The organism is Achromobacter aloeverae (assembly GCF_004121055.1).
Classification (GTDB): Bacteria; Pseudomonadota; Gammaproteobacteria; order Burkholderiales; family Burkholderiaceae_B; genus Bordetella_C; species Bordetella_C aloeverae.
Genome location: NZ_PYAL01000003.1, coordinates 504,021 through 523,975 on the forward strand (window position 1 = coordinate 504,021; position 19,955 = coordinate 523,975).

21 protein-coding genes and 1 tRNA gene are annotated in these 19,955 nt (G+C 62.9%); 7 read left to right on the forward strand and 15 right to left on the reverse strand.

Annotation, left to right across the window (positions count from 1 at the left end; translation table 11 throughout):
- Positions 1–78 precede the first annotated feature (78 nt).
- Entirely contained in the window at positions 79–795 is a 717-nt protein-coding gene (locus C7R54_RS13275; protein ID WP_192903650.1) for a hypothetical protein, read from the reverse strand.
- A gap of 233 nt (positions 796–1,028) precedes the next feature.
- Here C7R54_RS13275 and C7R54_RS13280 point away from each other — a divergent pair.
- A tRNA-Gly gene (locus C7R54_RS13280) sits at positions 1,029–1,102 on the forward strand.
- A gap of 451 nt (positions 1,103–1,553) precedes the next feature.
- On the opposite strand, the gene C7R54_RS13285 is transcribed toward C7R54_RS13280, so the two are convergent.
- The 3 genes from C7R54_RS13285 to C7R54_RS13295 all read right to left on the reverse strand — a co-directional run bounded on the left by C7R54_RS13285 (position 1,554) and on the right by C7R54_RS13295 (position 2,656).
- The gene (locus C7R54_RS13285) at positions 1,554–2,024 is read right to left on the reverse strand and encodes a type II toxin-antitoxin system YhaV family toxin (protein WP_129150892.1); all 471 of its coding nucleotides are present in this window, start codon (positions 2,022–2,024) and stop codon (positions 1,554–1,556) included.
- Entirely contained in the window at positions 2,021–2,353 is a 333-nt protein-coding gene (locus tag C7R54_RS13290; protein ID WP_129150893.1) for a type II toxin-antitoxin system PrlF family antitoxin, read from the reverse strand. The genes C7R54_RS13285 and C7R54_RS13290 overlap by 4 nt, the downstream gene beginning before the upstream one ends.
- An 87-nt stretch (positions 2,354–2,440) precedes the next feature.
- Positions 2,441–2,656: a DNA-binding protein gene (locus tag C7R54_RS13295; RefSeq protein ID WP_338026163.1), complete on the reverse strand. Its 216-nt coding sequence runs from the start codon at positions 2,654–2,656 to the stop codon at positions 2,441–2,443.
- 315 nt (positions 2,657–2,971) lie between these two features.
- Here C7R54_RS13295 and C7R54_RS13300 point away from each other — a divergent pair, with 315 nt between their 5' ends.
- On the forward strand, positions 2,972–4,027 hold the full coding sequence (locus C7R54_RS13300) for a DUF72 domain-containing protein (protein ID WP_377814523.1): 1,056 nt from the start codon (positions 2,972–2,974) through the stop codon (positions 4,025–4,027).
- A 173-nt stretch (positions 4,028–4,200) separates the two neighbouring features.
- On the forward strand, positions 4,201–4,869 hold the full coding sequence (locus C7R54_RS13305) for a TetR/AcrR family transcriptional regulator (RefSeq protein WP_129150895.1): 669 nt from the start codon (positions 4,201–4,203) through the stop codon (positions 4,867–4,869).
- A gap of 42 nt (positions 4,870–4,911) precedes the next feature.
- Here C7R54_RS13305 and C7R54_RS13310 read toward each other — a convergent pair whose 3' ends face one another.
- The 11 genes from C7R54_RS13310 to C7R54_RS13360 form a co-directional block, all read right to left on the reverse strand.
- Positions 4,912–5,529, reverse strand: a complete 618-nt coding sequence (locus C7R54_RS13310) for an isochorismatase family protein (RefSeq protein ID WP_129150896.1) — start codon at positions 5,527–5,529, stop codon at positions 4,912–4,914.
- Positions 5,522–6,616 (reverse strand): 2,5-dihydroxypyridine 5,6-dioxygenase NicX family protein, encoded by a 1,095-nt coding sequence (locus tag C7R54_RS13315; RefSeq protein ID WP_129150897.1) that lies wholly within the window; start codon positions 6,614–6,616, stop codon positions 5,522–5,524. Before C7R54_RS13315 ends, C7R54_RS13310 begins: the two co-directional genes overlap by 8 nt.
- A gap of 39 nt (positions 6,617–6,655) precedes the next feature.
- Positions 6,656–7,495 carry an alpha/beta fold hydrolase gene (locus C7R54_RS13320; protein WP_129150898.1) on the reverse strand — a complete coding sequence of 280 codons (840 nt, stop codon included), beginning with the start codon at positions 7,493–7,495 and terminating at the stop codon, positions 6,656–6,658.
- Entirely contained in the window at positions 7,492–8,280 is a 789-nt protein-coding gene (locus tag C7R54_RS13325) for a maleate cis-trans isomerase family protein (RefSeq protein WP_129150899.1), read from the reverse strand. Before C7R54_RS13325 ends, C7R54_RS13320 begins: the two co-directional genes overlap by 4 nt.
- 14 nt (positions 8,281–8,294) lie before the next feature.
- Positions 8,295–9,527, reverse strand: coding sequence for an FAD-dependent monooxygenase (locus tag C7R54_RS13330; protein WP_129150900.1), 1,233 nt, complete (start codon positions 9,525–9,527; stop codon positions 8,295–8,297).
- 131 nt (positions 9,528–9,658) lie between these two features.
- Positions 9,659–10,396, reverse strand: coding sequence for an ABC transporter ATP-binding protein (locus C7R54_RS13335; RefSeq protein WP_192903661.1), 738 nt, complete (start codon positions 10,394–10,396; stop codon positions 9,659–9,661).
- 26 nt (positions 10,397–10,422) lie between these two features.
- The gene (locus C7R54_RS13340) at positions 10,423–11,220 is read right to left on the reverse strand and encodes an ABC transporter ATP-binding protein (RefSeq protein ID WP_129150902.1); all 798 of its coding nucleotides are present in this window, start codon (positions 11,218–11,220) and stop codon (positions 10,423–10,425) included.
- Positions 11,217–12,203 carry a branched-chain amino acid ABC transporter permease gene (locus C7R54_RS13345; RefSeq protein ID WP_129150903.1) on the reverse strand — a complete coding sequence of 329 codons (987 nt, stop codon included), beginning with the start codon at positions 12,201–12,203 and terminating at the stop codon, positions 11,217–11,219. The genes C7R54_RS13340 and C7R54_RS13345 overlap by 4 nt, the downstream gene beginning before the upstream one ends.
- A complete protein-coding gene (locus tag C7R54_RS13350) occupies positions 12,200–13,072 on the reverse strand; it encodes a branched-chain amino acid ABC transporter permease (RefSeq protein ID WP_129150904.1) in 873 nt (290 codons plus the stop codon). Before C7R54_RS13350 ends, C7R54_RS13345 begins: the two co-directional genes overlap by 4 nt.
- Positions 13,073–13,091: 19 nt before the next feature.
- Positions 13,092–14,180 (reverse strand): ABC transporter substrate-binding protein, encoded by a 1,089-nt coding sequence (locus tag C7R54_RS13355; RefSeq protein ID WP_240039506.1) that lies wholly within the window; start codon positions 14,178–14,180, stop codon positions 13,092–13,094.
- Positions 14,181–14,408: 228 nt separating this feature from the next.
- A complete protein-coding gene (locus C7R54_RS13360) occupies positions 14,409–14,765 on the reverse strand; it encodes a hypothetical protein (RefSeq protein ID WP_129150906.1) in 357 nt (118 codons plus the stop codon).
- A gap of 777 nt (positions 14,766–15,542) precedes the next feature.
- On the opposite strand from C7R54_RS13360, the gene C7R54_RS13370 reads away from it, so the two are divergent.
- From C7R54_RS13370 to yghU, 4 genes are all read left to right on the forward strand, one after another.
- Entirely contained in the window at positions 15,543–15,893 is a 351-nt protein-coding gene (locus C7R54_RS13370) for a nucleotide pyrophosphohydrolase (RefSeq protein ID WP_129150908.1), read from the forward strand.
- A gap of 25 nt (positions 15,894–15,918) precedes the next feature.
- Positions 15,919–17,832 (forward strand): DUF2075 domain-containing protein, encoded by a 1,914-nt coding sequence (locus tag C7R54_RS13375; protein ID WP_129150909.1) that lies wholly within the window; start codon positions 15,919–15,921, stop codon positions 17,830–17,832.
- A gap of 103 nt (positions 17,833–17,935) precedes the next feature.
- The gene (locus tag C7R54_RS13380; RefSeq protein WP_129151068.1) at positions 17,936–18,814 is read left to right on the forward strand and encodes an EamA family transporter; all 879 of its coding nucleotides are present in this window, start codon (positions 17,936–17,938) and stop codon (positions 18,812–18,814) included.
- A gap of 194 nt (positions 18,815–19,008) precedes the next feature.
- The gene (gene yghU / locus C7R54_RS13385; protein WP_129150910.1) at positions 19,009–19,896 is read left to right on the forward strand and encodes a glutathione-dependent disulfide-bond oxidoreductase; all 888 of its coding nucleotides are present in this window, start codon (positions 19,009–19,011) and stop codon (positions 19,894–19,896) included.
- Positions 19,897–19,955: the final 59 nt, after the last annotated feature.

Genomic DNA, 19,955 nt, shown 5'->3' on the forward strand with positions numbered 1-19,955 from the left:
GGGCGACGGTTTCGCCGCCCAAGCAGTAGTGTGTCTCGCGTGTGGAAGACCTGCCGTGAGCGGCAGGCCTCAGGCGCCTCAATAGGTTATCGGCTGCGGACTGCCATAAGGACGCCGGTTCTTAGCGGAAGCCGGGGCCGGCGCCTGGACGGCCGTTTGCGCGGGTGCCTGCGCTGATGGTTGCACGCTTTCCGGTGCCGCCGCATGTGCCGCTACCGTTGCGTCAGGCAGCTTACCTTTGGCCCAGAGGACGAAGGCATTGAGCATCGGCCGGAACAAGGGCACATCCAGGCCGTCCCAGTTGAAGGCCTGCTGCTCCGACTTAAAGACGGTCTTGCCGGTGCTCGCATCGATGGCCTGGATAGTGCCCTCGAAGTTGTAGCCGCCCTTCCAGCGCGCGTCCGCTTCAACTATCAGGAACGTGCCGATTTGCTTGCTTAGGAGATTCAGCCCGAGCAGGTCCGACACACTGCTGACCTTGTCCTGCCATTGATGTTCGATGACCATGGTTTCCAGGTCGCTCTTGGTCAGCACTTTTTCGAAGATGCCGGTGTCCTTGATGGAGGTCTGGAAATACGTCACGAATTCGGGATTCGGCCGCTCCGCATTGATTTTTAGCAGCATCATTCGTTGATAAGCTGGATCGAAGCGCTCGGCTACCTTGATATCGGCGGCCTTGACCGCGACCGTGGTGGTAAACAAACCCGTCGTGCTATCGGGTTTGATGGGCTTCAGGGTGGTACCGCAACCAGCGAGGCCAGTCAGCAACGCGATGGCTAGCAATCGGCGAATCATGGTTATGTGTCGGGAGGATAAAGGGGATGCATATAGTAATGCTTAGTAGTATAAATACCCTGTCTGTTACTTATTACGCCTTTTGTTTTGTGTTGTGCCTTTTTAGGCGGGCTGCCTAACAGCGCTCTGATTGCGTCTTGGCAGCTGACGGTGGCGCGGTCGCGCACAAAGGGCTCGACAAGGTATAATCCCGCTTCCTGTCGGCGGAGTCAGTGCGCCGATACGGCATCCATGCGGGTGTAGTTCAATGGTAGAACGGCAGCTTCCCAAGCTTCATACGAGGGTTCGATTCCCTTCACCCGCTCCACAGCATCGATCCACGGAAATCTGCGGACGTCCAGCGAAGTCTGCAAGCTGTTGACTTCATGGGATGTTTTTCCAACCGCTGATCCGGCGGCGTCCGACAACATTCCCGCATTCACGGTTTTTGAGGCCACAAGCAAGTCTTTTTTGCGGTTTGTGCGGCTCCGGATTGTTGCTGGAGGACCGGTCTTGATCGGATAAGTATCTGGTTCCTGACTCATGTCCAGGAGCTCGAACGACGCCTCTCTCTGACATGGCCGCACGGCAGGCCATAGCCACCGGCAAGAAATTTCGCTGGATCAGTTGACCAAGGCCTCATGTAGTGCATACGCTACGGTCGCCGCACGGTGCTGCTGCCCGTGCGGAGGTCTCGTGTCGGCAAGACAGTGGACCAGCACCGATGCTGACTAAGTGACGCAAACAGGTAGACAGCGGCCATTCTTGGTTTAGGCCGATCATCGTCTGAGTTTTGCTGCAAGCACAAGCGCGTCCCAGTCATCCGGCGGATTCCCTCTGTCTAGCAGCTTTCTGAATACACGGTAAGCATCATCGTCGCTTTCATAAGCTCGCTTCGTGTCCTCATCATTGACCCATGCGAACACGATGATCTTGCTGGCTGCATGGTATCGAAAGAACAGGCGGTACTGCTGGAAGAACTTGGCTCGAAACCAGTGCTTGTGCTGGTCTCCTAGCGTTCCGCCTTGTCGATATTCCGTTCGCGTCGGATCTTGAGGGATAACTTCGAACGCCAATCGCGCAATAGCGGCCAAGCGCTTCGTGGCATTGCGCCGATGGTATCCGTCCGGATCCTTGCGCTTCAATGCTTCAACCTGCTGCCGAAGACTTTCTAGTTGTGCACGAAAGAGCGGATGCAGATAGATAGTCCAGCCGTTGACCGTAGCGGGGCCATTCGATTCAGCCGTCATTCGTCATCCGAGGACAGCGGTGAATCGAGGTCAATATCTCCAGCCTCGTGCGCGGTCTTTTTCATGGAAGCAAGCAAGTCGTCCGATAAGGGGACAAGTCGCTCCGGATGCGACGCGATGTCGTGGGCGAGAAAGGTTAGGAACGCCCCGAGCGCGGGGTCTTCTTCATCCCCATCTTCGGCACGCGAGAGCACCACTTCGCCGTTGGCGCGGATGCTGTAGTGGATCTTGTCACGTTTCTTCAGACCGAGGGCACGCCTTACCGTTTCAGGAACAGTGGTCTGGTAGCGTTCGGTGAGGGTGGATTCGACGTCCAGGGTTGCGGGCATGGTGATCTCCCAGAGGCAGATGGCACATGGTAATGCAATTGCATTGCCATGTCTAGGCCGAGATAATGCCCAGGGCCACGGCGGCTATCACAACGCTCCCGAAGGCGTCTCACGCTTACTGGGTATCCGCTTGGGCAACTGTTCGTCCATCAGCATCAGCCCGATCTCGTCGTTCGGGGTATCCAGCAACCGTTCCAGGGCCTTGATCTCGCCGAAGACGTGCAGCACCCGGGCGAAAAAGTGGATGGGCACGCGGACGTCGCCTTTCTCCATGCGGCGTACCGTGGAGAGGGATGCGCCCATGCGTTCGGCAAGCGAAGCCTGGGAGATATGGCGACGCCTGCCGCCAAGCTTTCGGATCGCTCGTGCGACGGGGAGGGGTATGGGGAATCCATCTAAGTGCTCCCAAAGGAGCTTGAATCCTAGATAATCGTTCCCAATGGAGCAATTATTTGAAGGATAGGGGTCTGATGCCAGACTCTTCCACTTCTTCCGATGCCGTTTGGACCGGGAAAGCCCACTACCCGCACCTAAAGTCCGGTACATTTTTCGGCCCATCAGCGTGATGCGCCGCATGCCCGCTGCCTGCAAGCCTACTTCCGTGCCAGCATGACAAGTATGCAAGACGATCTTTTCGGAGAGGCGCTTCCCGAGCCTCCGGTCAACTCCTCGGACCATACGGCCTCTCGCGCAAAGGCGGAGGTTTCCGCCCTCCGGGGCATGGCCAAGGTGCTTCCCGCTCCCGCGGCGCAAGGGTGGAGCGCGCTCGCGCGGCAGCTTCCGGAGCAACTGCGCTTTGGCGTCTCTACTTGGTCATATCCAGGCTGGGATGGGCTGGTCTGGGATGGCGAATACGATTCGAGCACGCTGTCGAAGCATGGTCTTGGCGCCTACCACCAGCATCCGCTTCTGCGCACGGTTTGTGTGGACCGCACTTTCTGGCGCCCGTTGACGGCAAGGCAGTATGCCGTTTACGCGGGGCAGGTCGATGACGACTTCCGTTTCGTCGTCAAATGTCCCGCCAGCATTACCGACGCACAGGCGCATGGCGAAGAAGGCAGGACGCGCGAGGTCAACCCGGTTTTTCTCGATCCTGCGCTGGCCATCCAGGACTTTGTGCGGCCGACGCTCGAAGGCCTGGGCGCCAAGCTCGGTGTCCTGGTGTTTCAGTTGAGCCCTCTGTCCTGGGGGTGGCTGAGCCGCCCCGCAACGCTGTTTGAGAAGCTGGGCCGCATGCTGGCGGCTGTCCGGGAGGCTTTGTCCGCGCATGGCGCCGTGATTGTCGCGGTGGAAGTGCGGGACCCTGAACTACTGGGCCAGGCGCTGGTTGATACGCTCAAGGCGCATGGAGCTACTTTCTGCCTGGGCTTGCACGGCAAGATGCCGCCGATCGAAGCGCAACTGCCGATGCTGCGCGCGCTGTGGCCGGGGCCGCTGGTCTGCCGGTGGAACCTGAACCGCATATTCGGCGCGTATGGTTATGCCGACGCGCAGAAAAAGCACGATCCGTTCAATGCCATTGTCAGCGAGGATCTGTCTACTCGCATGGTGCTGGCGCGCACGATCCGCGGGATCACGGGCGCGGGCCAGCCGGCCTACGTGACGGTCAGCAACGATGCCGAGGGCTGCGCCCCGCTGTCGATCCAGAAGCTGGCCCAGGCCATTGCGACGTAGGTCCCTTCCAAACGCGCGATTGCATGTGGTTCAAGGTGGTCGCCATGATCTGGCGTCCGTTCATGCGGCAGGACTGGCCGCCCTCGGTCAACCGGCGAACCGGGAGGTTCCTCAAAGTCGCGCGTTGCCCTTATACTAGAATAATTAGTCGGCTGATTAATTATGAGAAAGCAATGACGGAGAAGAGCACAGCACGGGTCAAGCAAAGAAAGCCCGGCCGGCCTGAAGGAACCAGTGCCGTTCGCGACGAGATCATGGACACTGCCGAAGCGCAGTTTGCCGAATTGGGCTATGCCGGTACCAAAATGCGCGAGATCGCAGCGGCCACGAACGTGACGCAGGCCATGATCAGCTATTACTTCGGCTCGAAGTACGGTTTGTTCGAGGAAACTTTCCTGCGCCGCGGTCAAGTCATATCCAAGCAGCGCGTCGATTCGCTGGAAGCCCTGCTCGATAAAGGGACGCCCACGGTGCGCGAGATTGTGCATGCTTTCCTTTCGCCCACGCTCGCACTGCGCGCTACATCGCAGGGCCGCTCCTTCCTGCGCTTGCAGGCGCGGCTGCACACTGAACCGCCGGAGATCTCGTACAAGCTGCGAACGCATGCCTACGGTTCCTCGACACAACGCTATGTGGAGGCGCTGAGGCTGGCATTGCCTGGGTTGGGCGAACTGGACGCCTATTGGCGTATGACACTGATGGTTGGCACCTACCTCTATGCCTTCTCGGACACGCACCGCATGGAAGAGATGACGCCCAAGGGCCTGTACGACCCCGAGGATACCGAAGCGCTTATCGACCAGGTCACGCGCTTCGTGGTGGGCGGCTTTCAGGCGCCCTGAAGGCGCTCTGAAGGCGCCTGCGCCACCCACCCTGCGCAACGGCTAGGCCAACTGTTCGCGCAACGCCTGTAAGGTCAACACGTCAGCGTACTTCTGCCGCATATCGAAAAGGCTGGCCTCGTGCGGGCCGATCGCGCGGTCGCCTACGCAATCTTCCAGCACGACAGGGCGAAATCCCCAACACATGGCATCCACCACGCTGGCGCGCACGCAGCCGCTGGTTACGCAGCCGGCCACCAGCAGCGTGCGTACGCCATGCTGCGTCAGCCAGGGCGCGAGCGTGGTGCCGAAAAAGGCCGAGGGCACATTCTTGCGCACTACCAGCTCGCCAGCACGCGGGGCGAGTTCGTTCACGATGGCGCTGGCGGGGGAGTGCTCCTTTAGCGTCAGCATGCCGGGCACCTTGGTACTGAAAACGTTGGCGTCGCTGTCGTCGTCGGCGTAGACGATGCGGCTGTGCGCGACCGGCCATTTGCGAGCGCGTGCCTCGGCCAACAGGTCAACGGTGCGCGCGATAGCCGGCGGGATGTTGCCGCCGCCGAAGACTGCCGGGTCGGCAAAGCCGTTGACGAAATCGACGATCAGCAGGCCGACCGGCGCTTGCACGCCCAGGCCGCTGCCGAAGCCCTGGCGTTCGTAGACTTCCGATTCCTCATGCATGGACGCGCTCCTTCGGGCTGGCCTGGGGAGCCGCCGCGGTACCGCTCTGCATCAAGGACTCGACCACCTTGCCGTCGGCCACGACCTGAAGACCGTCGACGAAGACATTGCAACGGCGCATGGGAATGTCGATGTGGCAGGCCGTGGTACGGCTGCCGCCGGCTTCGTTGTTGGGGCCGAGCGAGAACAGGAAATTGCCGCTGACCGCGCGTGCGTCCATGCCCAGGGTGGCCTCGCGATCGTACAGGCCCAGTGTGGACCAGTAGGCGCGCTTTTGCAGCCCCCAGCCCACGTGCGAGATAGCGTAGGCTTCCGGGTCCTCGAAGGACTCGATGTACTCGCGCAGAAGCTCGGCTTCCGCGTCGCCGTCGATGGCGGTGACAAAGCCGTTTTGCACAGTCAGGGAGATCCGTTCGCCGACATAGCTCTTTTGCGGCAGTAGTACGTCGCCCTTGGCCAGCACGATACGGCCGTGCGCGCCGCCCTCGTTGGGCCAGGTGAAGGCGAAGCCGCTCGGCCAGTGATCCCAGCGGCCGGGCTGATCCACGAAGCCATACTCGGCCGTAATCGGGTACTCGCCCAGCGGCAGGTGCAGGTCGGTGCCGGCGGCGGAGGTGACATGCATCTCGCGCTTCCCCTTGAGCAGGGCCACCGCGGCCTGTACGCGATGGTAATCCTCCATGGTGGGCACCAGGCGCGTCAGTACTTCGGGTGGTTCGACCGCCAGCAGGATCCTGGTCCCGGTGCTCAGGATCTCATGCTGCTCGGGAGAGAAGAGCAGCGTCATGAGGTCCAGCACCAGGTCGCTGGCCTTGAGCGCGGCGATGGCCGCGCGGTTACCGGTGAGCGGGGTGGTGCCCAGGTAGGCGAGCGTGTCGCGGCTGAGCGCCTTCTCGCCGTTGATCGGCGGCAGGTCGAGTCGGCTCACGCAGGCCCCCATCATGGTGGCGGCGGTGATAGCGCATCGCAGGGTCTGCGGATGGGTGTGGTCGCTGGTGAGCACGGTGACCGCGTCTCCGGCCTTGAGCTTCGACAGGGTTAGCACCTGGGTCCACGCACGGATCAGCTCGGTGTCGCAGATAGCCATGGGAATTTCTCCGATATCGGGTGGGTGGATGGAAGCGGCTCAGTCCAGGGCCGCACCGAGGAAGTCGCCGAAGGCGCGATGGAAGCCTTCCTCGTTATCCCAGGGAATCATGTGGCCGGCACCGGCCACGCGATGCTCGCGCAGGCCTGGGACCAGGGCGCGAATCTCGGCCACGTCCTCCTCGCGGATGACGTCTCCGCGCTCGGCGCTCAGGAGCAGGAAGGGCACGTCGATAAGCGGCAGGTCGGCATGGATGTCATCGGTCTGGAAGCCCTCGAAGCTGGTGACGATGGCGCGCTCGTCGCAGGTGTGTAGCCACTGCGCGCGCAGGCGTAACTGCTCTTCGCTCCAGGTAGGGCAGAACTCGCGCATCTGCTCCAGGCTGATGCCGTGACGCGCCAGGCGGATCGAGTCCACGTACCAAGGCAGTTTGGCCGGATAGGGGCGGCGGCCCGGACCGGAGACCGGCGGGTCGACCGCGACCAGGCGGGCCAGGCCAGTGGGGTGCTTGGCGGCGGCGCGGATGGCGATGCGCCCGCCCATCGAGTGGCCGACGAAGGCATGGCGAGACAGGCCCAGGGCCGCGGTGAAGGCGTTGAGGTCGGCAGCCTGTGCGTCCAGGCTGTAGTCGAGCGAATCGGAGGCTTCGCTCAGGCCGCGTCCGCGCACGTCGAGCACGTAGGTGTCGAAATGGCGGCCGAAACGCTCGGCTACGAAACCCCAGGTGACAGCGGGGCTGGTGATGCCGGGGATGAGAACGACGGCGTCGCGGCTGGCGCGCGCGCCTTCCGCGCCGCCGTAGCGCAGGTAATGCTGGCGAATGCCATTGGCGTGCACGTGTGCGCCATAGAGGAATGTGCTGCGAGATGTGCCGCTCATTTTGCTGCCTCCCGGGTGTGGTGGCTGTACGCGCCCGAGAGCAGCGCCCCGGCGCCGGGCACCACCTGTTCCAGCCCCAGCGCGCCGAGCATGGCATACGTGGTGGCGACGGCGGCGGTGATCACCGGCTTGCCGGTGGCGGCCTCGACCCGCGCGATGGCTGGCAGCGAGGGCATCTGCACGCATGCCGAAAGCACGATGGCGTCGACGTCATCGGTCTTCATTCCAGCAACGATGGCTGGCAGCTTCGCCGGATCATGGCGGCCCACCTCAAGGTTGTCAGCGATCTCCAGGGCGCGCCAGTCGGCCACCTCGAAGCCTTCGTGCTCGATGTAGTCGATCACCAACTTGGTGAGCGGCTTCATGTAAGGCGCCACGAGCGCGATGCGTTTGACGCCCATCACCTTCAGGGCGTCCACCAGCGCGCCGGCGCTGGTGACCACTTGTGCGGCACCAGCGTTGGAGGCAGTGACCTCGCCCAGGCGCGACTGCGACTGGCGGTGATAGCCCCGGCCCATGGCCATGATCGCGACCAGGCAGGCATACCCGAGCACGTCCACGCGGGCGTCGCTCAACTCGAGCGCGCAGCGGTCGGATTCGGCGTCCATGGCGGCGAGTTCTTCCTTGTTCACATGTTTCATCCTCATGCGCGCCGAGTGGAAGGTGAAGCGTTCCGGGCGCACCTGTTCGCGCAAGCGCAGCATGGCGGGGATCTCGGTCTCCATGGTGGTGTTGGAACTGGGCACGATTTGCCCGATGCGAAACTGGGTCTTGGTGGTGGTCATGGGGGTGTCTTCCTTCAGGCGATGGCGGTCTCGGATGAGTCAAAGCGCTCAATGCAACGCGTGGCGTCGTAGGCGTAGACCCATTCGGCCTTGATGCCGACCGCGTTCGGGTCCTTGGACTGAGCCTTCTGGAATTCCTCGTCGCGTTGTTTCTGCTCTTCCGGCGTGGAAAGGTGGTAGGTGCGGCCGCGCTCGCGGGCCTCCAGTTGCACGCGAGCGGTGCGCGGGCGACGCTCGGCTTCGTAGGCGCGCAACGCACCGTCGATATCGCCGTCGAAGTGCGACAGCGCGGCGGCCAACACGTAGGCATCCTCGATGGCCATGGCCGCGCCCTGCGACAGGAACGGCAGCATGGGGTGCGCGGCGTCGCCCAGCAGGGTGACGTGACCCTGCGACCACTGCGCCATCGGGTCGCGGTCGAACAGGCCCCATTTGAAGATCTGCTGGGTATCCGTCTTTTCGAACAGGCGGATGATGTTCTCGTGCCAGCCAGCGTAAGCACCCAACAGCTCATCACGGGTGCTGGGCTCGGTCCAGGACTCGGCGACCCAGTCGGTGCTCTCATTGACCGCCACAATGTTCACCGCCGCGCCGCCCTTGACGTAGTAGGTGACGATGTGCGCCTTCGGGCCCATCCAGAAGGACGCATCAGGGCTGACGAAGGACAGTGGGTGCTGCGCTACCGGCACCAGCGCGCGCCAGCACATGTGACCGGTGAACTGCGCGGCAGTCTTGCCCCAGAGGGTGTCCCGTACGACGGAGTGGATGCCGTCGGCGCCTACGATCAGGTCGGCTTCGAAACGGCTGCCGTCGCTGAAATGGGCGATGGCTCCCCCACCCTCCTGGCTGACGCCCGTGCATGCCACGTTGAATCGCACCCGGTCGGCTGGTATGCCTTCGCAGAGGACGGCGTGCAGGTCGGCCCTGTGCACGTGCCAGAAGTCGGCGCCGAACAGGCGCGGGCAGACTTCGCGCAATGGCGTGCGAAAGAGCTCCCGCGCATCGTTCCAGTTGCGTCCGACCATGGCGTTGGGCAGAAAACCGATGCGAGCCAGGCCGTCGCCCACGCCCAGGGCCTGCAGCACCTTGGCGGCGTTGGGGGTCATCTGCACGCCCGCGCCTATCTCACCGAAAGCCGAGGCACGCTCAAAGACATGCGCGTCGATGCCACGCAGCCGCAGCGCGCGCGCCAGGGCGACGCCACCGATGCCGCCGCCGACGATGCCTACTCGCATGGGTTTGCTCATATTGTTTCTCTCCTTATGGGGGCCGATCCTGTGAGGAACGATTATGAAATAAATAAACGATTAATTAATTAAGCGCGCCAGAAGCGCAAAGCGGGGAGCCAAGGATGAAGTGGCCCGCGCCGACGCGCTACTCAGGCACCCAGGTAGGCGCTGAGCAGTTCCGGGTCTTGCAGCAGACCGGCCGCATCGCGCTCGGCGACCACGCGGCCGGTCTCGTAGACATAGGCGCGCTGTGCGACCGACAGCGCGTTGTGTACGTTCTGTTCCACCAACACCACGGTCACGCCGTGCGCATTGATCTCACGCACGAACTCGAACATCTCCTCGGCCATGCGCGGGCTCAGGCCCAGGCTGGGCTCGTCGAGCAGCAACAGTTCCGGTTCGGACATGAGCGCGCGGCCGATGGCCAGCATCTGCTGTTCGCCGCCGCTCAGGGTGCCGGCCAGCTGGCGATGGCGTTCCTTCAGGCGTGGGAAGCGGTGGTAGACCACACCCACGCGCTTGTCGATCTCGGCGTTGGACTTGCACAGGTAGCCACCCATCGCGAGGTTCTCGTACACGGTCATGGCTGGCCACACGTGCCGCTCTTCCGGCGACTGTGCGATGCCCTGCCGGACCACGCGGTCGGCTGGCATGCCAGTGATCTGCCGGCCTTGGTACCGGATCTCGCCGCGTGTGGGCTTGAGCAAGCCGGAGATCGTGCGCAAGGTGGTGCTTTTGCCGGCGCCGTTGGCGCCGATCAGCGCCACCACCTCGCCGACGCGTACGTTCAGGTTCACGCCGTGCAGCGCGGCGGTCTTGCCGTAGCTCACATGCAGGTCGCGCAGCTCCAGCAGTATGCCGGGATCGGTGTCGGCCGCGGCGCGCATCGGGGCCTCGGGTTGCAACACGGCGTTCATGCTTTTTTTCCTCCGCCCAGGTAGGCTTCGATGACGCGCGGATTGGCCTGGATCTCGGCCGGCGTGCCCTCGGCCAGCTTTTGTCCGAAGTGCATCACGACGATGCGGTCGGACACACCCATCACCAAGCCCATGTTGTGCTCGACGATGAGGACCGAGCGCACCATGCCGTCGAGCAGGGTCCTCAGGATCTCGCCGAATTGACGCGCCTCCAGGCTGTTGAGGCCGGCGGCCGGTTCGTCGAGCATCAGGATCTCCGGCTTGGCAGCCAGGGCAAGCGCGACTTCCAGCAGCCGCAACTCGCCACAAGACAGCACCGACGCCGGCGTGTCCATGCGGTGCGCAAGTCCCATCACCTCCACGATCTTCTCGGCGCTCTCGCGCACGGTCCGCTCGGTTTCCCGCACTGCACGGCCAGGAAAAAAGGTGCGCCACAGCGGCTGGCGCGCCTCCATGTAGTGGCCAGTGAGCACGTTCTCGAACACGGTCAGCGACTTCAGGATGTTGGTCTTCTGGAAGCTGCGCACGATCCCCAGGCGGGCCATGTGGAAGGGCTTGCGCGCGGTGACGTCATCGCCGCCGAAGCGCACTTGGCCCGCGCTGGGTGTATAGAAGCCGGTGATCAGATTGAAGCAGGTGGTCTTGCCCGCGCCGTTGGGTCCGATCAGCCCGACGATCTCGCCGGGGCGCACATCGAAGCTGATGTCCTTGACCGCCTGGATGCCGCCGAAAGACTTGCCCAATCCGCGTATTTCCAGCGTACGCGGCGCATTCATCGCCAAGATCCCGCTCATGCCGTCCTCCTCTGCGCCTTCGGGGCGGCGATGTTGGGTGCGGCCGCCTTGCGAGACGCACGCCATTGCTGCAGAAAACCCGTCAGGCCGCGCGGCAGGAAGAGCACGATCGCGATGACGACCAGGCCGAAGATCGATAGTCGCAACTCCTTGGCCTCGCGCAGGTATTCTTCCAGGAAGGTCACCAGCAGCGCGCCGACCAGCGGTCCCACCAGCGTACCCTTTCCACCGATGAGCACCATGATGATCATGCTCACCATGAAGGCGAACTTGAACATCTCAGGGCCGACGAAGGAGATGTAGTGGGCATAGAAGCCGCCCGCCATGCCGGAGAGCAGCGCGCCCAGCACCAGCGCCAGCATCGAATAGCTTAGCGGCCGGATGCCGATGGACTGTGCCACGTAGCGGTTCTCACGCACCGCCACAGCCGCGCGGCCGGCGTTCGAATGCACGAAGCGGAAGCTAAGGTAGAGCGTTACCGCCAGCAGAACCCAGGCGATGGCGTAGTAGAGCTGTTTGGCCCCCAGGTTTCCCGCGTCGCCCGGCAATGTGGGCTGCGGGATGCCGGCGATGCCCATGGGGCCGTTGGTCAGTCCGATCCAGTTGTCGGCCACCAGGCGCAGCACTTCGGCGAAGGACAACGTCACGATCACGAAGAACGGCCCCTGGAGCCGCAGCGTGATGCCACCGATGACCACGCCCACCACGGCTGCCAGCAAGCCGGCCATCGGCACGGTGGCCCACATCGGCCAACCGTACCGGGTGGAGAGGATGGCCGCGGCATAGGCGCCGGTGCCCAGGAAAGCCGTGTGTCCGAGCGAAAACTCGCCCACATAGCCGACCACCAGGTTCAGGCTGCTGGCCAGCACGGCATAAAACAGCACCATGATGGCGATGTGCAGTAGATACTGGTCGCGCACCGCTAGCGGCAGCAGCGCGGCCAGGGCCATCAGCACCACAAGGCAATGCTTCTCGAATTTCATGCTCGCTCCGCCCGTTTGGAAAAGAGGCCGTAAGGCCGAAAGACGAGCGTGAGGATCACCAGTGCGAATCCGATGATGTCCACCCAGCCGGTGGCGACATAGCCGCCCCATAGCGCCTCGACCACGCCCAGTAGCAGTCCGCCCGCGATGGCGCCCGCGAAGCTGCCCATGCCGCCCAGGATCACCACCACGAAGGCCTTCATGCTCACCAGCCCACCGATGGCCACCTGTGCCGAGTAGATGGAACCCAGCAGCATGCCTGCGGTGGATGCGATCACGGTGCCCATGGCGAAGGTAGCTGCATAGACGTTGGCAGTGCGAACGCCGACCAGTTGCGCAGCCATCGGGTCCTGGAAAGTGGCGCGCATGGCGCGCCCAAGGCGCGTCTTGTGAATGACGAGCCACGCGACGGCAATGAGCAGCGCACAGACGATCACGGCGAATACGCGAAGCTTGGTCAGTACCACGGTGCCAAGAAAGATCGGGGCGGCGGATATGGGCGCCTCGACCTTGAGCGGCGCGGTGCCTACGACCAGCAATGCCGTGTTCGCCAGGAAGATGGACAGACCTATGGTGAGCAGGATGCCCGGCTCCTCGCCCTGATTCCGGATGCGTTCGATCAGGAGGCGGTCAACCAGCCATCCGAAGGCGCCCATGGCCACTGCCACCAGCACCAAGCCGCTGAAGAAGTCGAGTCCCAGGCGCGTGGTTGCCCACCAGCCCATTACGCCACCCAGCATGTACAGCTCGCCGTGCGCAAAGTTCACCACCCGCATAAGGCCCAGGATCAAGGTCAGTCCCAGCGCCGAGAGCGCGTAGAACGATCCCGTCACCAGACCGTTGGCGAGGTATTGAGGAAGCAATTCCATCGTGGAGCTCCCCCGTCACTCAGGGTTTCTCTGTGGCTGACTGGGCCACGACGTTCGGCTCGCGATTGCTGATCCGCACCAGCGCCACGTCGAAGCCGTAGCCTTCGCCCTTGTCGGTGAAGCGGTAGCGGCCATTGGGCGCAGCGTAGTCAGTCTGGCGCAGGGCGTCGCGGATGGCTTCGGGCTCGGCCTTGCCGGCGCGTTGCACCGCGTCGAGCAGGATATTCATCGCGTTGTAGCCGGCGGCGCTGTATTTGCCGGGCTTCTCGTTGTAGGCCTTGGCGTACTGCTCGACAAAAGCCTTGTTGCGGTCGTTGGAGAGGCTCGATGCATAGGGCACCGCGGCGTAGATGCCCTCGGACGCATCGCCGGTCAGCCCGATGAAGTCGGCGGTGGCCCATGAACCCACACCGAAGATCTTCGTAGTGAGGCCCAACTCCTTGAATTGCTTGACCAGGGTGGAGCCGTCTTGCGTTTCCGCCGCCACGAATACGCCATCGGCCTTGCTTGCGCGCAGCTTGGTCAGCAGCGTGTAGAAGTCGGTCGCGCCGTGATCAAAGTATTCCTTCATCACGGTTTTCACGCCCAGCGCTTCGAGATCCTTGGAGAAGTCCTCCACGCCGCCGCGCCCCCAGTCGTCGTTGACGCCGATATAGGCCACGGTCTTGAGTTCCAGTTTGTCGGCGAGGATCTTGCTGAAGGTCTTCGACATCAGGCGATCGGTCTCCGCCGAGCGAAAGAAGTACTGCATGCCTTTCTCTGTCAAGTCGGCTTTCGACGAAACGCCGGTGAGGAAGGGTATCTTGTACTTTTCCGCCACCGGCATGACGGCCGCCGTGGCGGAACTGCAGAAGGCGCCTTGCAGTGCCACGACTTTGTCGCGCTGCACCAGTTTTTCAGCGGCGTTGACGGAGTTGGCTGGGCGACACTGGCCGTCCTCGATGACGAGTTCGATTTTGCGGCCCAACACGCCCCCGGCCGCATTGCGCAGCGAGACGGCCAGTTTGGCGCCGTTGACCGAGGCCAGGCCGTTGTAGGCGACCGAGCCCGTGAGCGGCTCGATGACGCCGATCCTCACCGTTTCCTGCGCACTCGCCAGCGCTGACATAGCGACAAGGCCCGCGAGGGATATCACTTGAGACCACTTCCGCATTTAATTCTCCAGTTGTGACTAGCCAGTCTGGTGAACCTGGGCCCGCCAGGCTACGCTCACGCGCAATAATCAATTAAACGACCGATTAATTGTTGGACGACAGGATAATGCTTCCTTTCTGGATTTAGTCCTGGGGATAACCCGCGATCCAGATCGGCGCAGCGCGATCTGTTTCCTCGGCCGTTAGGCTCCTTCCCACAACGCCGCTGTCACGCCCACAAGCAGCAGCATCGCCGACGCGATGAACCATCGCACGGTTTTGCGGTATTCAGCCTCGGCCTCGTCTTCCAGACGCAAGGCGCGGTACAAGGTGAGTATCTGCAGCAGGGTGGCGAGAAACAGGGACACGCCCGGTATCACCGACAACGCGCTCCAATCGCCCGGCGCGTCGAGGCCCCAGTAGCGCAGGAAGCCCAGCGAAAAACCCAGCAGCACCGTGATGGCCGTAATCAGGCCGGCCCGGAAGCCTTGGGGCAGATCGCGGGGCCGTTGGCTGCGGGCCCGTACCAAGTCGTCGCCAGGCGTTTCAGGTGTCACCATCGAGATATTCCGCGCAGGGTACGAGACGAGGGCCCGCCGACCCCTGGTCTACGAGGACGCGAGCGCTGACCTGCCGCCGCCGCTCGGCGTCAGGTCGAAGTGATTATGGCTGATAGCGCGCTGCACTGGAGTGATCTCAACCCTAAGACCTGGCCTGGGTTAATACGGCGAATTTGACGAAAATTCCGCAAATATCCGTACAATCAACAGCTTATGGGCCGTCAGGCCTACGCCTCGTGCATGCGTGGCGTTCCTTTTGCCAGGCCATCGATTCATGGCCGACGGCAGTCCACTCCAATGACCATGGCGTTCCCTTCCAGGACGCCAGGGAGATAGTTCGTCCCATGTTGAGTCCTCGTGTTGCAGGCCTGTGCCTTGTCGCCTTGCTTGCCGGCTGCGCGTCGAGCGGTTCCAGGAACGATGCCGGACCGGACGGTGCGGCATCGTTGTCTTCCTCCTCCTCTTCTTCCTTGCCGGCCGCGAAAAGCGGGGACTCGTGCAGGTCGAATCGCAGCAGCTGCCTTTACAACGGCGCCTATGAGTCGGGGGAACGCAACTACGCGCAGCAAGCGGCTGCCAAGTTGAACCTCGCGGAGCTGCAAAGGTTGAAAAGCGCCTTCGGGCAGTAATCCGCGCCTCCGCGGGCACACCGCGGGCACACCGCGGGCACAGCGTGATAGTGATTTGCGTCCAGCCTTAACATACCGTATAAGTTGCAACCTACTGGACGGATTCCCTGTGACACATCCCCAAGACGCGCGCCCTGTCGAGTCGCTCATGAACGTCAGGCCCTTGGCCACGGCGTTGGAACAGTTCGCCGCGGATCGCGACTGGACCCAGTTCCATTCGCCCAAGAATCTGGTGATGGCGTTGACCGGGGAAGTCGGCGAACTTACCGAGATTTTCCAGTGGCTGACGGAAGCGCAGTCGCGAGACGCCGGCAAGGACCCGCGCACCGCCCAGGCGGTCAAGGACGAACTGGCCGACGTGCAGCTATATCTCGTCCGGCTTGCGTCCGTACTGGGCGTCGACCTGAACGAGGCCGTCCAGCAGAAGCTTCAGAAGAACGCCCAGAAATACCCGGTCGATAAAGCCAGGGGTTCAAACAAGAAATACACCGACCTCTAGTTCCTTGTGGTCAGGGACAAGCCCGATGATCGTTTACGAAGCGGACAAGAAGCAGTTTCTCCATCACATAGACTTCGACGATATCGAGAATGTCGTACATGCCAATTTCAAGGCGGCCACCGGCCGGCGCGTGAACGCCGCCGAAATTCGCGCATGGCGGGAGTCCCTGGGCCACGTCGCCATGGTGCTGCGCGATGACGAGATTCCGGCCGACATGGGCGTCGCCGTCGAATTGCACATTCCGCAATCGTCAAAACGTATCGACGTCACGCTGACGGGCAGGGACGAGGCGGGCAACAAGAACGCCATCGTTATCGAACTGAAGCAATGGGAAAAGGCCTCGGTGACCGGGAAGGACGCCATCGTGGTCACCTATGTGGGGAAGGGCCACAGGGAGACTGTCCATCCGTCTTACCAGGCCTGGTCGTACGCAGCGCTGCTGGAAGGCTTTAATGAAGCCGTGTACGACGGCGATATTGCCATCCGGCCCTGCGCTTATCTGCACAACTACGCGCGCGACGGCGTGCTCGATTCGCATCAATATTCCGGGTACACGGTGAAGGCGCCGCTGTTCTTGAAGGGCGCGAAGGAGCGCCAGCAGCTGCGGGACTTCATCAAGAAGCATGTCAGGTACGGCGATTCCAAGGAAATTCTCTACGAGCTGGTCAATGGCCGGATCCGACCGTCCAAGGCGCTCGCCGATGCCCTGAAGGGGCTGCTGGCGGACAAGCCCGAGTTCGTGCTGATCGATGACCAGAAAGAGGTTTTTGAAGCGGTCCTCGCGGCAGTTCGTACGGCTACGCCGGAAGCGCCCCGCGTGTTGATCATCGAAGGTGGCCCGGGGACAGGAAAGACCGTGGTAGCCATCAATCTTCTCGTTCGACTGACCGGCGCGGGCCTGTTCGGGCAGTATGTATCGAAGAACGCCGCGCCCCGCGAGGTTTACCAAGCAAGGCTGACCGGAACCATCACCAAGACAAGGTTCTCGAACCTGTTTTCGGGGTCGGGGCGTTTTATCGATGTCGCGGCGAATACGTATGATTTCCTGATCGTCGACGAAGCGCATCGGCTCAATGAGAAAAGCGGCCTTTACGCAAACCTCGGAGAAAACCAGGTCAAGGAACTGATAGGCGCGTCGGCTTGTACGGCGTTCTTTATCGACGAAGACCAGCGCGTGGCCTTGAGCGACATAGGAACCAAACAGCGAATCCGTGCTTACGCCCAGGACAAGGGGGCCCGGGTGGAGGAGTATGAACTGGCGTCGCAGTTTCGATGCGGCGGATCGGACGGTTACCTCGCGTGGCTGGACGATGTGCTCGGGATACGGGACACCGCCAATCCACAGCTGGATACGGCGGAATATGACTTCCGCGTATTCGATACGCCCCAGGCGCTTCATGATGCGATCTGTGCCCGGAACAACGGCAACCGGGCGCGCGTGGTCGCCGGATATTGCTGGCCATGGCGCAGCAAGAAGGATCCCCATGCGGACGATATCGTTATCGGTGAGTACCGCAGGCAGTGGAATCTGAGCAAGGATGGCAGTCTCTGGATCATCGCGCCGGAGTCGGTGGAACAGGTCGGCTGCATCCATACCTGCCAAGGCCTGGAGGTGGACTATATCGGGGTTATCATCGGTCCCGATTTCATCGTCCGTGACGGCAAGATCGAGACGCGGCCCGAGGAAAGGGACCACCGCGACAAGACGATACGCGGATACAAGCGCTGGCTGAAGACCGATCCCGTCCTGGCGCGTGCCGAGGTGGACCGTATCATCAAGAACACGTACAAGACGCTGATGAGCCGGGGAATGAAAGGCTGCTATGTGTACTGCACGGACGAGGAGACCGCGGAGTATCTGCGCTCGAACATGCTGGACATGAACCAGGCCGCTTCCTCGCACGTCGCCGTGACGTCCACGATCTCGGCGGATACGTAGGCGATCGGGCAGGCCGAACCCAGCCCGGACCCAGCCCGGACCCAGCCCAAACCCGGCATCATGAATACAAAGAGGAGCCCAGCCCATGGCCACCACCACCCGCATGTCCGGCGGGGATTACCTGTGCGTCGCGGCGGTGGTTGTCATCTGGGGCACGAACTTCGTCGTCATGAAACTGGGGCTGAAGGGCCTCGGCCCTATGCTGCTTGGCGCGCTGCGCTTTGCGGTCGCGTCCCTGCCGTTCCTGATCTTCGTGAAACGCCCGGCGCTGCCGTGGCGGTATATCGCCTTGAACGGCATCGTCCAGGGGCTGGGCCAATTTGGCCTGCTGTTCACCGCGCTCAAGTTCGGCATGCCCGCCGGCATGGCTTCGGTGGTCATGCAGATGCAGGCCATGTTCACCATATTGCTGGCCGGGCCCTTGCTCCACGAGCGCGCCGGCATGCGCCAATGGGCGGGATTGTTCGTCGCCGCCACCGGCCTGGCCGCCATCGCGATCGCGCGGGGCGAAGGGCCGGGGCAGATGACACTCATCGGTTTCGTGCTGACGCTGGGCGCGGCGTTCATGTGGGCCGCCTCGAACATGGTGGTGCGCTACGCCAAGCGGGCCAATCCGTCCTACGACCCGTTCGCGTTCGTCGTCTGGAGCAGCATGGTGCCCATCGTGCCCTTTTTCGCGCTGGCCGTCATGACGGAGGGCGACGACACGACGTGGCGGATGCTGGAGGCGTTCGGCATCCGGGAGGGACTGGCCGTGTTGTACCTGGGCCTGTTCGCGACCTTGCTGGCCTATTCGCTCTGGACGCGCCTGCTGCAGCGTCATGACGCGGGACGGGTATCGCCCTACTCGCTGCTGGTGCCCATCGTCGGCCTGTGGGCCGGCGCGGTCGCGTTCGACGAAGCGTTGTCGGCCCTGCAGTGGCTGGGTGTCGGTACCATCATGGGCGGCCTGTTGATCAACCAGTTCAAGCTGCGCGGATAAGCCGGGCTTCCCGCGAGCGCCGTACCGCAGGGCCCCCGCGCCTGGCCTGCCTTTTCCCTTGCTCCGAATGCGGGATATCCGGGCCGCCCGCCGCTTTGCCGGTTATGGTACGAGATCGCGGGCATGGCCGATGCCAGGTCCGCCATCGATCAACCGCCGGCCGCCAGGGCCGGCACCGAGAGAGGTAGGTGACAGTGACCGACGCTCATCCATACACGCCCCCGAAGGTCTGGACCTGGGTCCAACCCAACGGTGGCAAGTTCGCCAACATCAACCGGCCCATCGCCGGCCCGACGCACGAGCAGGCCCTGCCGGTCGGACGCCATCCCTTGCAGCTATATTCCCTGGCCACGCCGAATGGGCAGAAGGTCACCATCCTGTTGGAGGAATTGCTGGCCCTGGGCCACAAGGGCGCGGAATACGATGCCTGGCTGATCAGGATAGGCGAGGGCGAGCAATTCGGCAGCGGCTTCGTCGACGTCAATCCGAACTCCAAGATTCCCGCCTTGATGGACCGCTCTGGCGCGCAACCGGTGCGGGTGTTCGAATCCGGCTCCATCCTGCTGTACCTCGCCGAGAAATTCGGCGCCTTCGTGCCGACGACCCAGCCGGACCGCGCGGAAGTGCTGTCATGGTTGTTCTGGCAGATGGGCAGCGCCCCCTACCTGGGCGGCGGATTCGGGCATTTCTACGCCTATGCGCCCACCAAGATCGAGTACGCGATCGACCGTTTCGCCATGGAGACCAAGCGCCAGCTGGATGTGCTCGATCGCCGCCTGGCGCAAAGCGAGTACCTGGGCGGGTCGGAATACAGCATTGCGGATATGGCGGTGTTCCCTTGGTACGGCGGCCTGGTGAAGGGATGGCTGTATGGCGACTCGGCTGAGTTCCTGTCGGCACACGAGTACAGGAACGTGCTGCGCTGGGCGGACGCCATCGCCGCGCGGCCGGCCGTGATCCGCGGCCGCATGGTCAACCGCACCAGCGGCGATCCCGCCGGCCAACTGCGCGAACGCCACGACGCCGGCGACTTCGAGACGAAGACGCAGGACAAGATCGACGGCCAGCCGCCTGCCCGCTAGCCGGTCCGCTTCTCCGCCGGCTCAGTTGCCGGCGCAGTCTCCAGCGCAGTTGCCAGCAT